The sequence below is a fragment of the Streptomyces sp. NPDC051913 genome (assembly GCF_044593635.1).
In the GTDB taxonomy this organism is placed as follows: Bacteria; Actinomycetota; Actinomycetes; order Streptomycetales; family Streptomycetaceae; genus Streptomyces.
Genome location: NZ_JBIUCI010000014.1, coordinates 226,647 through 243,918, shown reverse-complemented (window position 1 = coordinate 243,918; position 17,272 = coordinate 226,647). Strand labels below are relative to the sequence as shown.

14 protein-coding genes are annotated in these 17,272 nt (G+C 70.3%); 8 read left to right on the top strand and 6 right to left on the bottom strand.

Features of this window, described 5'->3' with window-relative positions; translation table 11 throughout:
• Positions 1-4 precede the first annotated feature (4 nt).
• Together ACIHIX_RS35025 and ACIHIX_RS35020 are read right to left on the bottom strand one after the other, a co-directional pair.
• A complete protein-coding gene (locus ACIHIX_RS35025) occupies positions 5-532 on the bottom strand; it encodes a DUF6879 family protein (protein WP_399963377.1) in 528 nt (175 codons plus the stop codon).
• Positions 504-764, bottom strand: coding sequence for a hypothetical protein (locus ACIHIX_RS35020; protein WP_399963375.1), 261 nt, complete (start codon positions 762-764; stop codon positions 504-506). Before ACIHIX_RS35020 ends, ACIHIX_RS35025 begins: the two co-directional genes overlap by 29 nt.
• 300 nt (positions 765-1,064) lie before the next feature.
• Between ACIHIX_RS35020 and ACIHIX_RS35015 the strand changes: the two genes are divergently transcribed.
• A complete protein-coding gene (locus tag ACIHIX_RS35015; RefSeq protein ID WP_399963372.1) occupies positions 1,065-1,382 on the top strand; it encodes a DUF6415 family natural product biosynthesis protein in 318 nt (105 codons plus the stop codon).
• A 240-nt stretch (positions 1,383-1,622) separates the two neighbouring features.
• Here the strand turns inward: ACIHIX_RS35015 and uvrA are convergent, their stop codons facing one another.
• The 3 genes from uvrA to ACIHIX_RS35000 form a co-directional block, all read right to left on the bottom strand.
• A complete protein-coding gene (gene uvrA, locus ACIHIX_RS35010; RefSeq protein ID WP_399963371.1) occupies positions 1,623-4,085 on the bottom strand; it encodes an excinuclease ABC subunit UvrA in 2,463 nt (820 codons plus the stop codon).
• Positions 4,086-4,559: 474 nt separating this feature from the next.
• Positions 4,560-5,108: a hypothetical protein gene (locus ACIHIX_RS35005; protein ID WP_399963369.1), complete on the bottom strand. Its 549-nt coding sequence runs from the start codon at positions 5,106-5,108 to the stop codon at positions 4,560-4,562.
• 119 nt (positions 5,109-5,227) lie between these two features.
• A complete protein-coding gene (locus ACIHIX_RS35000) occupies positions 5,228-6,634 on the bottom strand; it encodes a hypothetical protein (RefSeq protein ID WP_399963462.1) in 1,407 nt (468 codons plus the stop codon).
• A gap of 1,114 nt (positions 6,635-7,748) precedes the next feature.
• On the opposite strand from ACIHIX_RS35000, the gene ACIHIX_RS34995 reads away from it, so the two are divergent.
• The 7 genes from ACIHIX_RS34995 (at position 7,749) to ACIHIX_RS34965 (ending at position 16,647) form a co-directional block, all read left to right on the top strand.
• Positions 7,749-8,642 carry a conjugal transfer protein gene (locus ACIHIX_RS34995; protein WP_399963367.1) on the top strand — a complete coding sequence of 298 codons (894 nt, stop codon included), beginning with the start codon at positions 7,749-7,751 and terminating at the stop codon, positions 8,640-8,642.
• Positions 8,639-8,980, top strand: coding sequence for a hypothetical protein (locus ACIHIX_RS34990; RefSeq protein ID WP_399963365.1), 342 nt, complete (start codon positions 8,639-8,641; stop codon positions 8,978-8,980). Before ACIHIX_RS34995 ends, ACIHIX_RS34990 begins: the two co-directional genes overlap by 4 nt.
• 2 nt (positions 8,981-8,982) lie before the next feature.
• Entirely contained in the window at positions 8,983-9,489 is a 507-nt protein-coding gene (locus ACIHIX_RS34985) for a hypothetical protein (protein ID WP_399963460.1), read from the top strand.
• Positions 9,486-12,194, top strand: coding sequence for an ATP-binding protein (locus tag ACIHIX_RS34980; RefSeq protein ID WP_399963363.1), 2,709 nt, complete (start codon positions 9,486-9,488; stop codon positions 12,192-12,194). The genes ACIHIX_RS34985 and ACIHIX_RS34980 overlap by 4 nt, the downstream gene beginning before the upstream one ends.
• Positions 12,191-12,589 (top strand): hypothetical protein, encoded by a 399-nt coding sequence (locus ACIHIX_RS34975; RefSeq protein WP_399963361.1) that lies wholly within the window; start codon positions 12,191-12,193, stop codon positions 12,587-12,589. The genes ACIHIX_RS34980 and ACIHIX_RS34975 overlap by 4 nt, the downstream gene beginning before the upstream one ends.
• 78 nt (positions 12,590-12,667) lie before the next feature.
• A complete protein-coding gene (locus ACIHIX_RS34970) occupies positions 12,668-15,499 on the top strand; it encodes a hypothetical protein (protein WP_399963359.1) in 2,832 nt (943 codons plus the stop codon).
• Between the two features lie 38 nt (positions 15,500-15,537).
• Positions 15,538-16,647 (top strand): C40 family peptidase, encoded by a 1,110-nt coding sequence (locus ACIHIX_RS34965; RefSeq protein WP_399963357.1) that lies wholly within the window; start codon positions 15,538-15,540, stop codon positions 16,645-16,647.
• 51 nt (positions 16,648-16,698) lie between these two features.
• Here ACIHIX_RS34965 and ACIHIX_RS34960 read toward each other — a convergent pair whose 3' ends face one another.
• The gene (locus ACIHIX_RS34960; RefSeq protein ID WP_399963354.1) at positions 16,699-17,205 is read right to left on the bottom strand and encodes an NUDIX hydrolase; all 507 of its coding nucleotides are present in this window, start codon (positions 17,203-17,205) and stop codon (positions 16,699-16,701) included.
• Positions 17,206-17,272: the final 67 nt, after the last annotated feature.

Here is a 17,272-nt window from a genome sequence, read left to right as displayed (position 1 = left end):
CGCGCTAGCTGATCTTGTAGTCGGCGTGCGGGATGGCGCGCGCCCACACTGCTTCAAAGGCCTCGGCACACAACTTGGCCGCCGCCGGATTCTCGCTGATCTCCCCACCGCCGGACGCGCCGTCACCAGTGAAGTGGTTCCACCGGACGAGCCGGTCGTCGATCAGCCAGAAGTCGTTGCCGGGTAGAGCGATCGTCGAGGCGTGCCGCCGCGGCAGCCACCTCACGAGCTCGCCCGCATCGATGTTGACCTGGGTGGAGGCGTGCTCGTACTTGATGTACTCGCTGACCGGTTCAGACACGATGCGTGCCCGACGCACGGCGACGCCGCGGGCCACCGTGCGGCGGATCAGCGCGACCCACGGCGCCCAGTACGCCGACGTGGGGTCGAGGTCCCTCTGCCCACTGCTCTTCCAGCGGGCGAAATCGTCTGCCTCACTGCTCACTCCGTAGGCATCGCGCATCTCCAGGTGGACGGCTGAGTGCTGGGCACCGTCCAGCAGTTCATCGAAGCTCGGCACGCTCTGCGGCATCGCACGCCTCCCTCAAGATCGGCACCATGCGGGCCGGGATGCGAACAACTGCTTCGTGATGAGGGATGCCGACTGCATGCCCGGGCAGTTCGAAAGCGGCGCATTCCGCTTCGAGCTGCTGGTCCGGCTTCCATCCCTGGATGACCAGTTCATTCTTGCTGTCGTCGACCCAGACGGTGGGGCTCTCACCTGTCCCCGTGTTGGGGTCGATCCCGACGAACCGTAGCGCCATCGCCGCCTCCCTCCCTGGTGGTGTTCACAGATGTACACCACCGTCCATCGACTGGAGTATCAGGGTCAAGGGACAAACTCAGCCGTGGCCAGCAAATTCAGACTGCTGCAAACATTGGTGAACATTAGTGGAAGGGCCATGCTTCGCCCTCGTAGCGTCGATGGCCGTAAGCAGACCCCGGAGAGGCGGCTACCTCCCAGGGCGCGGCCAACGCTGCTGAGGAGCGCCGACGTGAGGCACGCTACAACCCACCCACTAACGCCCGAAGTTCAGGATCAAACCCCTCCGGACATCGCAACCATGCGGGCAACTGCCGCGAAGCTGCTCGCCCCGGTCGGCGGGCCCAACGCCCTCCCGCCGACCGCCGACCTCGACACCCTCACCGTCGCCCTGCGCGGGCACCTGGCGCTCCTCATTCCCGAGATCGAACAGGCGGTTGGCCCGCGGCCGAAGAACGTGGAGGCGTGCTGCGCGCTGGCGTGCATTGGCGAGGCGCGCCGGAAGCTGAGCATGACCCCGCGCCTTGAGCTTGAGCACCGTGTTGCCCACGCCCTGCGGCTGGCCCGGTCCCTGGTCGCCTTGTGCGGGCACTACGAGCTGCTGGGCCGGCGCCTGTGACCGCTCATGCTATGCGGCCCCCCCTCTGCAAGATGCTCCCGTCAGCTCTCACACTCCGTAGGGGGCGGGCGGATTAGGCAGACCCCGGTCAGGACATCGCATCCCCGCCGGGACCGCTCCAAGTCCTCGCAGGTGAAAGAGTTCCCGCACCCCGGCTGGGAAGCGGAACGGGTGAGACGCGAACCCACAGCCGACGGATTATGAGGCCGCTGCTGCGGCGTGCCGCGGAGCGGATCCGGATCAGGGACGCGCGAGTCTGGCCGCGAGATACGGTGCCGTGGCGCTGCGGCGGGCCTTCGCCACCTTGGTCGGCGGGCCCGCGGCGACGACCCGCCCGCCTGCGTCTCCGCCGCCCGGGCCGAGGTCGATGACCCAGTCGGCGGTGGCGATGGTGTCCAGGTCGTGTTCGACGAGGACGACCGTGTTGCCGGCGTCGACGAGCCGGTGCAGCTGGCGCAGCAGCAGTGCGATGTCCGAGGGGTGCAGCCCGGCCGTCGGCTCGTCGAGCAGGTAGAGCGCGTGCCCGCGGCGGGCTCGCTGCAGTTCGGTGGCGAGTTTGATGCGTTGCGCCTCACCGCCGCTGAGTTCCGTCGCGGGCTGGCCCAGCCGTAGGTATCCCAGTCCCACCTCGCGCAGTGTCTCCAGACTGCGGGAGGCGGCCGGGACGGCGGACAGGAACGTGGCGGCGGCATCGACGGACATCGCCAGTACTTCCGCGATGTTCTTGCCTCGGTAGGTGATTTCCAGTGTCTCGGCGTTGTACCGGGCGCCGTCGCAGGTCGGGCACGGCGCGTAGGTGCCGGGCAGGAACAGCAGCTCCACCGCGACGAATCCCTCGCCCTGGCAGGTTTCGCACCGCCCTTCGGGCACGTTGAAGGAGAACCGCCCGGCCGAGTAGCCGCGCGCCCTGGCCTCGTCCGTCGCCGCGTACAGCTTGCGCACCGCGTCGAACATCCCGGTGTAGGTCGCCAGGTTGGACCGGGGGGTGCGGCCGATGGGCCGTTGGTCGACCAGGACCAGCCGGTCGAACGACTCGACCCCCGACGCGTCCTGGACATCGACTTCCAGCTGCGCCTCATCGGGATCCTCGGCTACGAGGCCGAGGTGGCCGCGGACGACCTCGGCGAGCACCTGCGTCACCAGCGTCGACTTTCCGGAACCGGACACGCCCGTCACCGCCGTCAGAACGCAGAGCGGTACGTCGACGGACACGTCGCGCAGATTGTGGCGGGAGACGCCACGCAGGTGCAGCCAGCCGTGCGGTGTGCGCGGGTGGTGATCAACCGGCTGGGCGCGCCCGAACAGGTACTGACTCGTGGCCGACTCCCCGACCTGCTCAAGACCGGCGACGGGACCGCTGTACAGCACGCGTCCGCCGCCCTCGCCCGCGCCGGGGCCGATGTCGACCACCCAGTCCGCCCGCCGTACGACGTCCATGTCGTGCTCCACGACGAACAGTGAGTTGCCCGCCGCCTTGAGCCGGTCCAGCACGTCCAGCAGCGGTTTCGCGTCGGCCGGGTGCAGCCCGGCGGAGGGTTCGTCGAGGACGTAGACGACGCCGAACAGCCCCGAGCGCAGTTGGGTGGCGATCCGCAGGCGCTGTGCCTCGCCGGGCGACAGGGTGGTCGAGCGGCGCCCGAGGCTGAGATATCCGAGGCCCAGGTCGAGCAGTACGTCGATCCGCGCCAGCAGATCGCCGCAGATCCGTACCGCGACCTCGGTGGTCTCGCCGGATCGGGCGGTCGACGTGGTGGCGTCGGCCTCGGTCCGCGCCGCGACGGGCCTAAGCAGCGCCACGACCTCGGTGAGCGGCATCGCGTTGATCTCGGCGATCGAGCGTCCGGCGAAGGTCACGGCGAGCGCTTCGGGCCGTAGTCCGCTGCCGTGACAGGCGGGGCAGGGCACACTCCTGACGAACCGGAGCGCTCGTTCGCGCATCTTCTCGCTCTTGGAGTCGGCGAGGACGTGCATGACGTGCTTGCGGGCGCTCCAGAACTTGCCCTGGTAGCCGTAGTCGATGCGGTCCTCTTCGGGCTCGATGTACACGGAGGGCTGCTCGTCCGTGTAGAGCAGCCAGTCCCGGTCCTTCTTCCTGAGTCTGCGCCATGGTCGGTCGATGTCGATCCCCAGGCCGTTCACGACGCTGCGCAGGTTGGCGCCCTGCCAGGCGCCCGGCCAGGCGGCGATCGCGCCCTCTCGGATGCTCAGCGAGGGGTCCGGGACGAGCAGGTCCTCGGCGACGTCGTGCACGACGCCCAGTCCGTGGCATTCCGGGCAGGCGCCGGCGGCGGTGTTGGGTGAGAACGACTCCGCTTCCAGCCGTGCGGCCCGCGGCGGGTAGGTGCCGGCGCGGGAGTACAGCATGCGCAGCAGATTGGACAGCGTGGTGAGAGTGCCGACCGTCGAGCGCGAGCTGGGCGACCCGCGTCGCTGCTGCAGGGCCACGGCAGGTGGCAGTCCGGTGATCTCCTGTACGTGCGGTGCGCCGACCTGTTGCAACAGCCTTCGGGCGTACGGTGCCACGGACTCGAAGTAGCGGCGCTGGGCCTCCGCGTAGAGCGTGCCGAACGCCAGCGAGGACTTGCCCGAACCGGAGACGCCGGTGAAGGCGACCATCGCGTCCCGCGGAACGTCGACGTCGATGTTCCGCAGGTTGTTCTCACCGGCGCCCCGGACGTGCACGAAGGGGTCGGTCGCGTCCATGTCCACCGTTCATGAGTACCTGATCACGCCAGGCACCGCGCGACAGACGCCGTCACGGGGCCCCGCTTACACGAGCGCCCGCCAGAAACCCGGTATGGGACGCTCCAGGGCTTCCCTTGCAGCGCACCTCATCCCACAGGCAGGCTCTCGCACCCACGCATCAGGCCTCCGGCTCAGACGCCACAATCGTGCCCGTGGTCTGGACACGAGGTGATCTTGCCCGAACCTTGTCTCGCACCGGGAGGGTGCGGGGCAGCGGGCCGGGCCTGGCCGTGGGTCAGGGGGCCGGGCGGGCGACGAGGTCCGCAATGCACGCCAGGCGGGCGGCTTCCTGGAGGGTGAACGTGGACGGCGTTTGGCGCAGGGGGCCCGCGCGAGGCGTGACAGCATCGGAGCCGACCTACCCGCCTCTCGCCTGTGTCTGTCTGCCGGACGCGACCGCAGCGATGCAGGAGCAGCCGCCGTCTCAAATCCCTACCGAGGTGGTCCGGCATCGCCGAGTAGGCCTTCGCCAGGCCACAGGTCTCGTTCGGTGACAAGCGCGGCGAGGAACTTCGTAATCTCGGTCAGGACGGCGGCCCGTTCTGCGGCCCCGTAGACCACGGTCTTGCCGGTTGCGGCGTCGAGGGCGCGGACCTGGCTGTGGGGGCCAGCGCAGACGAGGGCGCGGGCGAGGTCGGGCAGGCCGAGACTGAGAGCGTCACAGCCCCCGTGGCGGACGAGGTGGACCAGGTCGGTGGTGACGCGCTCCCAGTCGCCGACGCTTGGCCAGCCGGTGCCGCCGTCCAGTTCGTGCGTGAGGGTGGACAGCGGGATGATCTCGCCGGGTCGGCGGCCGTGGATCAGGAGGTCGTGAATGCGGGCCCCGTCGGGCTGGAGCACGTGCGGGTGCAGCAGCGTTGCGGCCGCCACGACGGTGGTGTTGATCTCCGTGGTGCCGGGGCCGACGTAGTAGGGCTCGTGCGCAAAGAGCAGGTACATCATGCGGGTGCGTACCTGATCATCGGACTGAGTCTGCGTCATAAGTGATGTCCCTTCAGCGGTGTAGTGCCAGGTCGGCTGCTGGAGCGTTGCTGCGTACCGCCCGGGTTGCGGGGATGGGCAGTACAGCCTTTGGCCGGAGGCGAGTGGGGGTGGCCCCGTCACGAGCTGGCTCCTTCGAATAGCTGGGTGGTGGCGGAGGCGCAGGTGGTGCAGCGGCCGTCGCTGTCGGGGTGGGCGCGGCGTGGGGTGGGGCCGGGGCAGGTGGCGCAGGGCGGCCAGCCCAGGCAGGCGGGGCACAGGTCTTCGCCGTCAGCGGTGCCGGGACGTCCGCAGCCGGTGCACTCGACCAGGGCCCGGTAGGTCAGGGCCTGGGTGACGGTGCGGGCCGCGGAAGGGTTGCCGGCCGGCGTAGCCGATGGCTGCGCCAGCTCTTGGGCCGGTTGCCAGGTGGTGTGTTGGGCGGCCACGGTGTGGGGCGGTGGGTAGGTCTGGGCGGCCCGAAGGCGCGCCGCGACGATCGCACCGACTGTGGTGCGCACGGGGTGCGGGAGTGGCCTGCTGGTGATGACGTGGCGCAGCAGTTCGGGGCTCCAGCCGCTCTCCAGCATCGCGGTCGCCACCCGGCCCTGGTCGGTGAGCGCCTTGCCGGTCAGCAGGAAGTCGGGGCGGCTGGTTGCGATGTCGAGCAGCAGGCGGAGGCCGGGATGCATTTCGTCGGCAGGCGGTGCGAGCGGGTTCCCGTCCGGGTGTCGTGTCCCGCGGGTTGCGCGTTCGCCGGTGTGCGGGCACGGAGGGAGGGGGTTGGTGTTCTGCTTGTTGGTCTTCTTAACGATGGTGTTCTTAGTGGGCCGATGAGCCGACGTCGGCTTATCCACTGGTGGAAAACCCGACACTGGTTGCGACCTGCACACTTGCTCGTCCGGCTGGTCGGTGATGACGTACACGACCCGGCCGAGGGTGCCGTCGTTGTGGCGGGTGCGTTCCCGCAGCAGAAAGCCGTGGCGTTCAAGGTCTTTGAGGCCGCTCCTGACGGCCGCCTCGCCGTCGCGGCTGTGGCGTGCCAGGTCGGCGACGGTGATATGCCAGCCGTCGCGGTGCGTGCTGATGAGCCCGAACAACCCCTTGGCCTTCCACGTCAGCCGGGGGTCGCGGAAGAGACGGTTGGCAATCTGGGTGAATTGATCGGCCGCCATCGCACCTCGCCGGATTCCTGCCCCGGCGACGAGGCCGGCCGCCGTGGCGGGGACAGATGCCACCGCACCGCTGTGCGAAGGGCTGGTGTCGCCTGCAGAGGGAACATCCCTGAGGCTGTAGGCGATCTCACCGAGGGTGCCGTCGGCACGCCGCAGCTGGATGCGTACGAGGTAGCCGCAGTCCTGCAGTTCACTCAGGCCCGCCCTGATGGCATCCCTCCCGTTCGGGCCGACCTGCATCAGGTCTGCAAGGGTGATCTCCCAGCCTGCGCGGTGGGTGCTGAGGTAGCCGAAGATTCCCTTCGCCCTGAACGACAGCTGAGGATCGCGCAGCAGGTTGTTGGCGATCTGCGTGAACCGATCCGCCGACATCACGCCCCGGCGGATCCCCGCCCCGTAGCTCACTGCGCTCCCCCACGCGTGGTGAACCCGGCCGCGGCGAGGTCGTGCTGCAGGAAGCGGAGGAGGATGTGGTCAGGGCTTTTCCGTGCGCACGCGCAGGCGAGATCCATGCCCGCCAGCACAGCCAGCAGCCCTGACCAGACCATCGACCAGGTCGGGCCGACCACGGTCACAATCCGAGCAATTTCCGCCGTGGTCGGCCCTGGTCAGGGCGTGGTCAGGCCGACCACGCCCTCACCACGCCCCGCCGCGGGCCGGTTACGCAAGCAGACTGCGCAGCACCGCACAGACCCGATGCGCAACAAGGCCTGCGCAACCGTGACGGGTGCGCAAGAGCCAGACCGCTTCGTTGCGCAGCCCCACCATGGACCGCCCTCCAGGGCTGCTGCGCACGACCGCGCAGCCTGTTGCGCATATCCCTGCCGCGCACGCGCGAACCTCCAACTGCGCACACCGATGCCGGCCCCCTCCTGCGCCTGCGCACGCTCCGCTGCACAGACACGCGGCGGCCTGCGCTCACCCGCCTCGCAACTGCCCGTGGTCAGGGCATGGTCAGGGCGTGGTCAGGCCGACCACGCCCTCACCACGCCCCGCCCCCGGCCGGTTACGCAAGCAGACTGCGCAGCACCGCACAGACCCGATGCGCAACAAGGCCTGCGCAACCGTGACGGGTGCGCAAGAGCTAGACCGCTTCGTTGCGCAGCGCCGGGCTGGCCTCGGCACCGCCGTATGCGCATGCCTGCGCAGCCTGTTGCGCACGTCTCCCCTGCGCACGTCCGAACCCTCGACTGCGCACACTGGCACCCGCCCCCTCCCACGCCTGCGCACGCTCCGTTGCGCACACACTCGGCGGTGTCCGCGTACCCACGGCACCACGGCCGTGGTCAGGGGATGGTCAGGGTGTGGTCAGCCTGACCATGCCCTGACCAAGCCATTTGTGTCCTCATCGTGACCGTGGTCAGGCTGACCTGGTCGATGGTCTGGTCAGGGCTGAGCGGTGTGCTCTCAGCAACATCCGTTCAGGCCTAGGAGGTTGACCATGCCTCATCGAAGGCATGCCTCGCGCAAGAAGGGTGCTGTCGCCATGGCTGCAGGCGCCCGCCTGGAGGTGATGCGACGCCGGGTGCGCATATCGCGGGCGGCAGTGTGGACGGTCATCGCGGCCGGGCCTGTTGCACTGGCAGTCGCGATCACCTCCACCCCGACGGCGACGCAGGCCGCGCCGCAGGACCGGTCGGGCGTTGCGCAGGCCGTCACGGCGGTGGCCGCCGACCCGGCCGGCTATGCGCAGGTGTTCATCAGCGCGTGGCTGCGCAGCAGCGCCGAAGACACGACGACTGCGCAGGCACGGCTTGCGCAGTCGATGGCGCCCGATGTCGAACTCCCCGGCCCCGTACCCGATGCGCAGCCCGAACCGGCCTCGGTCACTGCGGTGCGCAGTGCGCACACCAGCGGCGGCACATGGCAGGTGACGGTGGCTGCGCAATTCGCCGACGGCACGCTCCGCTACTTCACGGTCCCGGTGACCACCAACACCACAGGCACTTCGTGCACGGTGACCGGCGCCCCCGCCATCGTCGCCGGCCCCGACCGGGCCGCACCGGCCGACTCGCCCTACACGGTCACTGTCCCTGACGGTGAACTGAACAGGGCTGTGACCGAGTTCCTCGCCGCGTATCTCACGGGCGCCGGCGAAGTCGACCGCTACCTCGCCCCCGGCATCCATCTCACCGCCGTCTCCCCCGCCCCGTTCACGGCCGTCACGGTGCGGCAGATCTTGGCCACCGAAGAAGCTGCGGGCGGCGAACAGGTTCCGGGCAACGGCACCCGGATGCACGTCCAAGCGACTACCGAGGCGCAAGACCGCACCGGGCGGTGGCCGCTGGCCTACGAGCTCACCCTCACTGCCCGCTCCGGCCGCTGGGAAGTCGCCGCACTCGGCTCCCTCACCCGTCGAGGCGGAGGTGGGGGGTCGTGAACACGATGGACACCGTGACGCTCGCAGGCAAGCTCGACGATGTCGGCGAAGCCTGGATCAACATGTTCCACCGCTGGGGCGACCTCGGCCTGCAGGCGGGCCTGACCTGCCTCGTCTTCATCACCATGGTGCAGAAGGTCAGCGTGCGCGCCGGGATCGGCGCCCTCCTGCTCATGATCGTGGCGCTGGGGTTGTACAACTCGCGCGAGGACCTGGCGAACATGTTCGAGGACGAGGTGAAGAACCCCGCCCAGGGTGCACCCGCCGTCCCCGGCCCCATCTCCCCACCGCCCGCGGCAACATCAGAGCACACGCCGTCCAAGCGAGGCGGGCTGTGAGCGTGGCCAGCGCGGTCGCCGCGCCTCGGATAGGCCGCTACTACACCGCGGCCCGAAGGCACCCCTGGGTACTGGGCAAGGTCGCCGACTGGAAGATCCCCCTCGGCCCCTACACCCCTGCGCAGCTCGCGGTCGCCGTCGGCGGCGGATTCCTCCTGTTCAAGACGGTCCGCTGGTGGTCATGGCTGGGCCCGCTCCCGGTGGTGCTCTGGCTGCTGGCCGTCTGGGCGGTGCGCCGCCAGACCATCCGCGGCCGGGCCCCGCTGCAGGCCGCCCTCGGTCTCCTGCTCCTGGGCTGCCAGCCCCACGGAGGCCGGATCGGCGGACGGGCCGCCCGCGACCGCCAACCCCGCCTTTTGAGCGGCGGCTTCACCATCGAAGGCGCGCCCGCATCACGCCCCACTTCGCACCGGGCTCCGTCCCGCACCGCCCGACGGCACACTGCGCCGACCTTGTCAGGTGTGCAGCGGCTGCTCGTTGCTGGCGTGCCCGGTGGAGGTGTGCGGTGAGAGTTCCGATCCGGCACATCGCCGGGCACCTGCTGTGGTCCGTGCAGGGCAGCGTATGGGCGATCTACCGCCTGCATCCCGGTCCCGACACACACGGCCAGACCGACGAAAGAGTGCAGGGCACCTATGTGCCCGCCGCGGTCCGCGATGAACAGCTCGCCAAAATTACCCACTTGGTGCGCTCACTGTCCGGGGCGCCGCGACTGTTCGGGCTGTGCGCGCAGGTCGATCCGGGCGAGATCGCGCTGAAGATGATCGAGGGCATCGAGCCCGCCGAACCGGCCTCCGGCACGGGCCCGCATCCATGGGTGGAGAACGTCGAGGCCACGCTCGAGCTGCTGGACGAGCAGGAGATGCACCGGCGCACACTATGGCTGGCCGTACCGCTGCACACCGAGTCCACCGGCCTGCAGCTGTCAGCTCACGTCGGTGCGGTGTGGGCCGAGTTCGCGCCGATGCTCGGCCTCCGCGCGGCGCCTGTGCCCCAGCGGGAGGTGAACGCGTATCGCGAGCAGGCCGTAAAGGTCCAGGCGGCGCTCGCCGGCGGCATCGCCTTCCGCCCTGCCTGCCCGGCGGAGATCGTGTGGATGCTCCAGCACGCCCTGCACCGCGGCCTGCCCGAACCGCTGCTCGCAGAATCCGAAACCAGCAGCCTGTTCGGCGGGCACCTCCGCCACGGGATGCTGCGCTCCCCAAGCTACGCCGACCTCGGCCAAGTCCGCCTCCAGGAAGGCGGCATCGACCCCGCTCCCGACGACGTCGACGAGGCCAACCGACCGGCGCGGATCACCCGGTCAGGGCGTGCGGCGTGGTGGCGACGCAAGGCAGGCTCACCGCTTGCGCGGCGCTGGCTGCAGGTGGAATCCGACACCGGTACCGGCTACCAGGCCCAACTGGTGCTGGCGGAGTGCCCGCCCGCGGTCAGCCAGGGCGCGGCGGATCTGTTCGCGCAGCTGGAGAGCCTGGATTTCCCCGTCGACTACACCATCGACCTCACTTTGGTGGGCGCGGAGAAGGCGCGCACGCAGGTGCAGCGCAAGAAGAACGAACTCATCGACCAGGCCGACCAGTACGACGCCCGCCCCACCGGCATGCCCGCCTCCCTGGCGGAGGCCGCCCGTGACCTGGGCGAGCTGGATGCCCGGCTGTCGCGCACCGGGGTAGAGGTGGAGGTGCAGTCGGTGACCGTGTTCACTGTGTGGGGGCCGACCCCAGCCGTCTGCGATGCCCGTGCCCGGGCGCTCGCCGCACTGCTGGCCGGCGCCGACTACCGGGCGGTGCGCCCGGCTGGCCTGCAGGAGGCCCTGTTCACGCTGGGCCTGCCCGGCACCGTGCGGCCGGGCGTGGCACGGGAGTTCACCCAGCACCAGGTGTCCGAGGACTGGGCTCTGGGCGGGGCCTTCACCTCCACGGAGGTGGGTGATCCGAACGGCATGTTCCTCGGGATCGATCTGGACTGCGGCACCACCCGCCCCGTCATGATCAACGTGGCGGATGCGCCGAAGCAGGACGCGTCCGCCTCGATGGGCATCGTCGGTGATCTCGGTGCCGGCAAGAGCGTCCTGCAAAAGCTCATCGCCGAGGCGGTGTGGGCACGCGGCGGCTGCGCGATCTGTATCGACCGCACCCCTGTACGCGAGTGGGCCACCTTCGCCCGCACCGCAGCCGGTGCCCGGGTGCAGATCATCGACGCCGCCCGCGCCGAGGTATCCATCGACCCGTTACGGATGTTTGCCGGGCCGGAAGGACGCCATTACGCCCTGTCCTACCTGACCCTGCAGCTGGGCATCGGACCGATGAGCACCCACGGCGAAGTCCTGCACCACGCCGTCGAACAGGCCGCCACCAGTGACACGCCATCAATGCAGTGCGTGGTGGCAGTCCTTGAGGAGATGGCCGGCCATCCGCCGGGCCGGCGCCAGGATGCGGCCGCAACCCTCGCCGGCCTCCTGCACGTGGTCGCCGGCAGCCCCCTGGCGGCGATGGTCTTCGACCCCGCCCTGCCTCCGGTCAGACTCGACGCGTCCAGCGCCTGCGACATGATCGTCATCACGACGGCCGGTCTGAAACTGCCCCCCAAGGCAGCTTTCGCCAACCCCGAGATCCTCCACCAGCAGCCGCTGGAAGCCCTCATCGGCCGTGCGGTGCTCTATCTCATTGCCGCCCTCTCCCGGCAGAGCGCCTTCGAGGACCCCGCACGCTTCACCGCCGTCGTGCTGGACGAGCTGTACTGGCTGACCTCGTCGGCCGAGGGCACCGCCCTGGTCCACGAGATCCTCCACGACGGACGCAAACACGGCGCCGGCCTGATCGCCGGTTCCCACGACGCCGACGAACTCGGCCCCGACCGCGGCCTGATGGCCTACCGGGCGCTCGCGCGGACCACGGACCGGGAACGGGCCCGCCGCGGACTGGAGTTCGTCGGCCTCGACCCAGGCGATCCAGAGCTGCTGCGGATGGTGACCACCGGCCTGTCCCCGGTCGGCCACAAAGGCCGCGAGGGCGAGTTCCTGCTGGCCTGCCCGCGGCAGAACACTGGCCGCATCAAGACGATCATCCCCCGCATCGCGCGGATCGCCTCCTCCATCACCACCACCCCCGGCCAGCGCGCTGGCACGCCCGCCCCGGCTCCCCCACCGGACGACGCGGAGCCCAAGACCGGCGCCGAGGCCGGGGTGGCCCTGTCGAAGGAGACATCGGGATGAGCATCCGTCCTTTACTGCCAGGGGCACGGTCGCCGTTCGTCTCCCGGGCCCGGCGCCTGGCCGCCGCGGCCAGCCTCATCGCCATGATGGCCGTCCTGGCCGTCCTCCTGGCCCGCCTCATCACGGCTGGCCTGCCCGAGCCCTGGTCGCCGCGGCCCGGCCCCACATCCCTGGCCCATGCCACCGCATCCCCTGTCTCGCACCGTGAGGGGTGTGACCTGATCGCAGGCCCGGCCCGCACCTACTGCGAGCACGACCGGCTCTCGCCCGGACTGCTCGCACCCAGAGGGCAGGACGTGGCGCGGACGGTGTGGCGGCTGGTCCCCATCGGCGCAGGTTTGGCCGCGCTGATCGTCTGGCGCCGCAGCAGGGCTCGTACGCGCGGTAGGTGCTGAATGGCCCGCCTCCCCCAGCCCCGGCGCCTCTGCCACCCCCGGCTGCGGCCGGCCGTCACGGTCGTGGTTCTGGCTGTCGTGTTCGTCGTCGTCAACACCCAGGTCGTGTATGCGGCCAGCAGCGACGGCGACACGGGAGATCTGCTGTCGCCGCTGAACATCACCTCCAGCGAGGGCATACCGATCGACGGCTACGAACTGGGCGCCCAGGGCGGCTCGATCTTCAGTTTCCAGTCGCAGTCCCTGGCGTTCGCCCTGTCCGGGCTGTTCACCGTGATCCGGTTGCTCGTCGGGCTGGCCGGGTGGGCGATAGAACTCGCCTTCCGCTTCCCCCTGCTGGCCATCCTCATCAAGCCTGCGCAGCGGGTCGCCGACGCCTACAACACCGTGGTCGTCGACACACTTGGATTGAAGGGGCTGCTGCTGGCGTGGGCGTTCATCTTCGCCGCCTTCATGATCGTGCGGGGGCGCATCGGGCGCGGCTTGGGCGAAATCTTCCTCACCCTGACGATCGCTGCGTTCGCCGCGTCCGCGTTCGTCCGCCCCGACTACCTGCTCACCCCTGACGGACCGCTCGGACAGTCGCAGCAAGTGGCCGCCGAGGTCGCCAAGGAGAGCGTCAACTCCTACGACTGGGGCGGCAAACTCGCCAGCCTGAGCCCCTGTGACCGTATGGCCGGCGCGCAGGAAGCCAAGTGCCTTCAAGAGGAGGCCGAGGCTCCGATCGCGGCCACGGAGGTGGCCCGCCCGCTGCAGGACTCGATCACCAACGCGCTGATCGTCAAGCCGTACATGCTGCTGGAGTACGGGCGCATCCTCGACCCCGCCCAACCGTCCGACCGCAAGGCCTATGCCGTCCACCTGAAATGGATCACCGGCGGCTACAAGGCGGGCAGCGGGCCGGTCAGCGCCGAACGCAAGGACTATTGCGCCAAGATCAAGGGTCCTGCGAAGCAGTACTGCGAGCGCGATGCCACCGGCGCTGATCAAGACCTTCCCGAGGGCGCTGACGATGTCGGGCTCGCGCCGGGCCAGTCGCTGGCGGACATCGACAGTGCCGCCTTCAGTGACGAGGCACGCCAGTTCGCCGCCTTCATCGAAGACCTCAAGAACGCCGGGGACGTGGGCAAAGCCTGCGCCGCCTACGCCGAGAAGCCGACCTGGTGGCGGGTGGGCGGCGCGTTCCTGCTGCTCATCGCGGCGTTCTTCATCTGCGGCATGCTGCTGTCCAGCGCGATCGTGCTGCTGGGCACCCAGGGCATCGGGGCCGCGGCAGCGGCCGGCGGGGCGATGACGTTCATCGCGGCCATGCTGCCCGGCCCGCCCCGGCAGTCGGTGTGGAAGTGGCTGTCGATCTGGGGCATCGCCATCTTGGCCATGGTCGGCATTTGCGCGTTCGTGCCGTTCTTCGGTATCGCCGTGGACGCCACCGTCACCGACGGCCCCGATCTGATGGTCGAGCGGATCCTGCTCATCGACGTCCTGGCGATCGCCGGCGCGGCCGGGCACCGCCGCCTGCTCACCGGCATCAGCTCCTTCGGGCGGCGCATGGCCATGCGGATGCGTCACGCCAAGGTCGGCGGGACACACATGCCTGGCGACACCTCCGAACTCGGCGCCGCCCTCGCCATGAACTCCCCTGCGGCGCTGGGCGGTTACGGCGGCGGCCTGCGCGCCTTCACCGGCGGCGGAGGCCGGTTCGCGATGCTCGGCACCCGCCAGCGCCTGATGGGCGCGCTCGCCTCGTTGTTCGACGGGGCGGGCATGCCCATCGACACCGGCCGCATCCTCACCGACGCCACCGCCGAAGCCGGACGCGGGCTGGCCCCCATCACCGCGGCCGCCGCAGCGGGCGGACTCGGCGCCCGCCTCGGCCTGACCGGGGCGAGGCTCGGGGCGAAGGGCGCGCACTGGCTGCTGATCGGGCGCCGACCGGACCGGGACAAGCTGGCCAAGTGGCAAAAGCCCACCGCCGACGGCGACACACACCCCGGCGGAAACGCAGGCGGGGGAACGGGCGGGAATGGGGGGCCGCGGCGGCCGGGCGGGCCACCGGACCGCTACCGAGACAACGACGGACAGATCATCGACCAGCGCACCGGCGAGGTCCTGCACGACCAGAACCGTGACCGCACCCTGCTGTCCACCCGCGCCCACAACCGGCTCGTCCGCTACCGCGGATACCGCATCCTGCACCGCGGCGGCCGCATCCTGTACGGGGCCACCGTCGGCCTGCCGGCCAATACCCGCCGGGCCAGGCAGGGCGGTTCACGCTACTCCCAAGACGCCCGCCAGCAGGTGCGGGTGTGGGGCAACACCGGCCGCGAAGACGGCCGCGCCTGGGGCGACATGAGCCGGCACACCGCCCAGGTCACGCGCGAACACCTCGACGACCGCGGCGGCACCGGCCCCTTCACCCGCACCCGCCGCCTACCCACCACCCCCAGCACCGCTACCGCCACTCGCCCCGCTGCCGCGGCAGCGCCCTCGTCACCATCTGCGGCAGACCCTGCGGGTGCCAACGTGGCGGATCCGTCTGTCCCGCTCACCCGGGAACAGGCCCGACGCCGCGCGGAAGGTCTCCGGGCGCCACGGGCAGCAAGTCGGCCTCCTGCAGGCGGGCGAGCACCAGGGCCAGCCCAGCCCTCCACTCGGTCTGGTGCCGGGCGCGGGCACTCGGGCTGGCCGTCTGCCGGCGGTGCGTCGAACGCTCCCGCGCCACAGTCCGGCCCGCCCGCAGAGCCGTCTGCACCGCACCGGGCGCGTCCTGGACGTGCCTCCGGGCCCTCCATGCAGCCGGATGCCACCGGGCCCGCTTCGCGGGAGCAGGCACGGCAGATGATCCAGCGGATCATGCGGCGTAACGAAGAACGCGCCCGCCGCGAGAATGAAGGCGGTGAGCCCGAGTGAGGCCCCGCCGACGCCGCCTGGGACGGTGGGCCTGCCTGGTGGTGCTGTTGCTGTCCGTAGCCGTCTGCTGCACCGCGCCCCTCTCGGGCGCGACCAGCACCTACCTCGCACTGCAGGCCGGCGCCGGAACCGAGGACGGGATCGCCGAGGGCGGCAGCGCGGCGGACATCCCGGCCCGGATGCTCACCGCCTACAAAAAGGCCGTGCAGCTGACCGGCCGGCATGCACCGACATGCCGGGGCATGCGGTGGCCGATCCTCGCCGGGATCGCGAAGGTCGAGTCCAACCATGCCGCCGGCCACACCATCACCGCGGGCGGCGACATCCGCCCCCGCATCTACGGCGTGCTCCTCAACGGATCCGGGGCCGGCGGCAACACCACCTCTTTCCCCGACACTGATGGCGGCCGCTGGGACGGCACCGCGAGCGGGGAGCGTGCTGTTGGCCCCTTCCAGTTCCTGCCCTCCACCTGGCAGAGCATCGGCCGGGACGCGAGCGGCGACCAGGTGGCTGATCCGCACAACGCCGACGACGCCGCGCTCGGTGCCGCCCTCTACCTGTGCGGCGACGGACGCGACCTGACCAGGCGCGCCCAGCTCAAGGCGGCGATCTACCAGTACAACCACTCCACCGCGTACGTGGCAAACGTCCTCGGATGGATCGACCAGTATGCGCAGGCCGCCAACGGCCCGGGTCTGAACGGTGTTTCGGGCACGGTCCGCACCGTCATCGAGGCGGCGCTCTCCCAGCGGGGCGTGCCCTACTCGTGGGGCGGCGGCAGCACCACGGGTCCCTCCTACGGGATCTGCTGCTCACCCAGCGGCAAAAGCGGTACGCACATCAAGGGCTTCGACTGCTCGGGCCTGCCCCTGTACGCCTTCGCCCGGGCCGGCGTCCGCCTGCCGCGCACCGCGGCCGCACAGGCAGCAGTGGGCGAGCGCATCCCCGCCGGTCTCGGTACAGGCGCGCTCAAGCCGGGTGATCTTGTCTTCTACGCCTACGCCCCCGGCCGGGATTCGACGATCTATCACGTCGGCCTCTACCTCGGCCGCGGGCAGATGATCAACGCCGCCCGTCCCGGCACCGTCGTCCGCCTCGACGCCGTCGATGCCATGTCCGGCTACGCGGGAGGAGCCCGCCTGCTGTGACCACCATCTCCGCACGCGATCCCGTACCGATGCGCCACCGGGCACCGCAGTTCACCACGCGGGCGCCCGCCCGGGCAGCACCTGGTAGCGGTCGAAGGCCGCCCGCGCATCCGCCACGAACTCCCGCTGCCGGGCCAGCCCGGCAAGTTCCGGCTCGGTCAGCCAATCGTGCCAGGCCACTTCCGCCGGGTCCGGCCGCACGGGACCGGTGAGGACGGCCTCATGCACCGCGAGCCAGTACGGGCTGATCACACCCCGGCACAAAAACTTGAACAGGAAACGAGGACGGGTATGCACACCCACTTCTTCCACCAACTCGCGCGCAGCAGCCTCCTCATACGACTCGGCCACGTTCACCGCACCCCCGAGCATCCAGTTGAACTGTCCCGCAAACAGCGCCACAGCGTCGGGACGCCGGTGCACCAGGAACCGGCCCTCCCCATCGCGGCACACGATCGTCGCTACCCGATGCAGCCACCCGCGACGAATCGCCTCCGCCCTCTCGACCACGCCCAGCACCTCATCCTGCTCGTCCACCCGCTCAACCAGCTCACCCATGGGGCACACGATGGCAGAGACAACCGACCCACCGTTCACGGCGAGCCTTTCGCCCGGCACCGGCTCG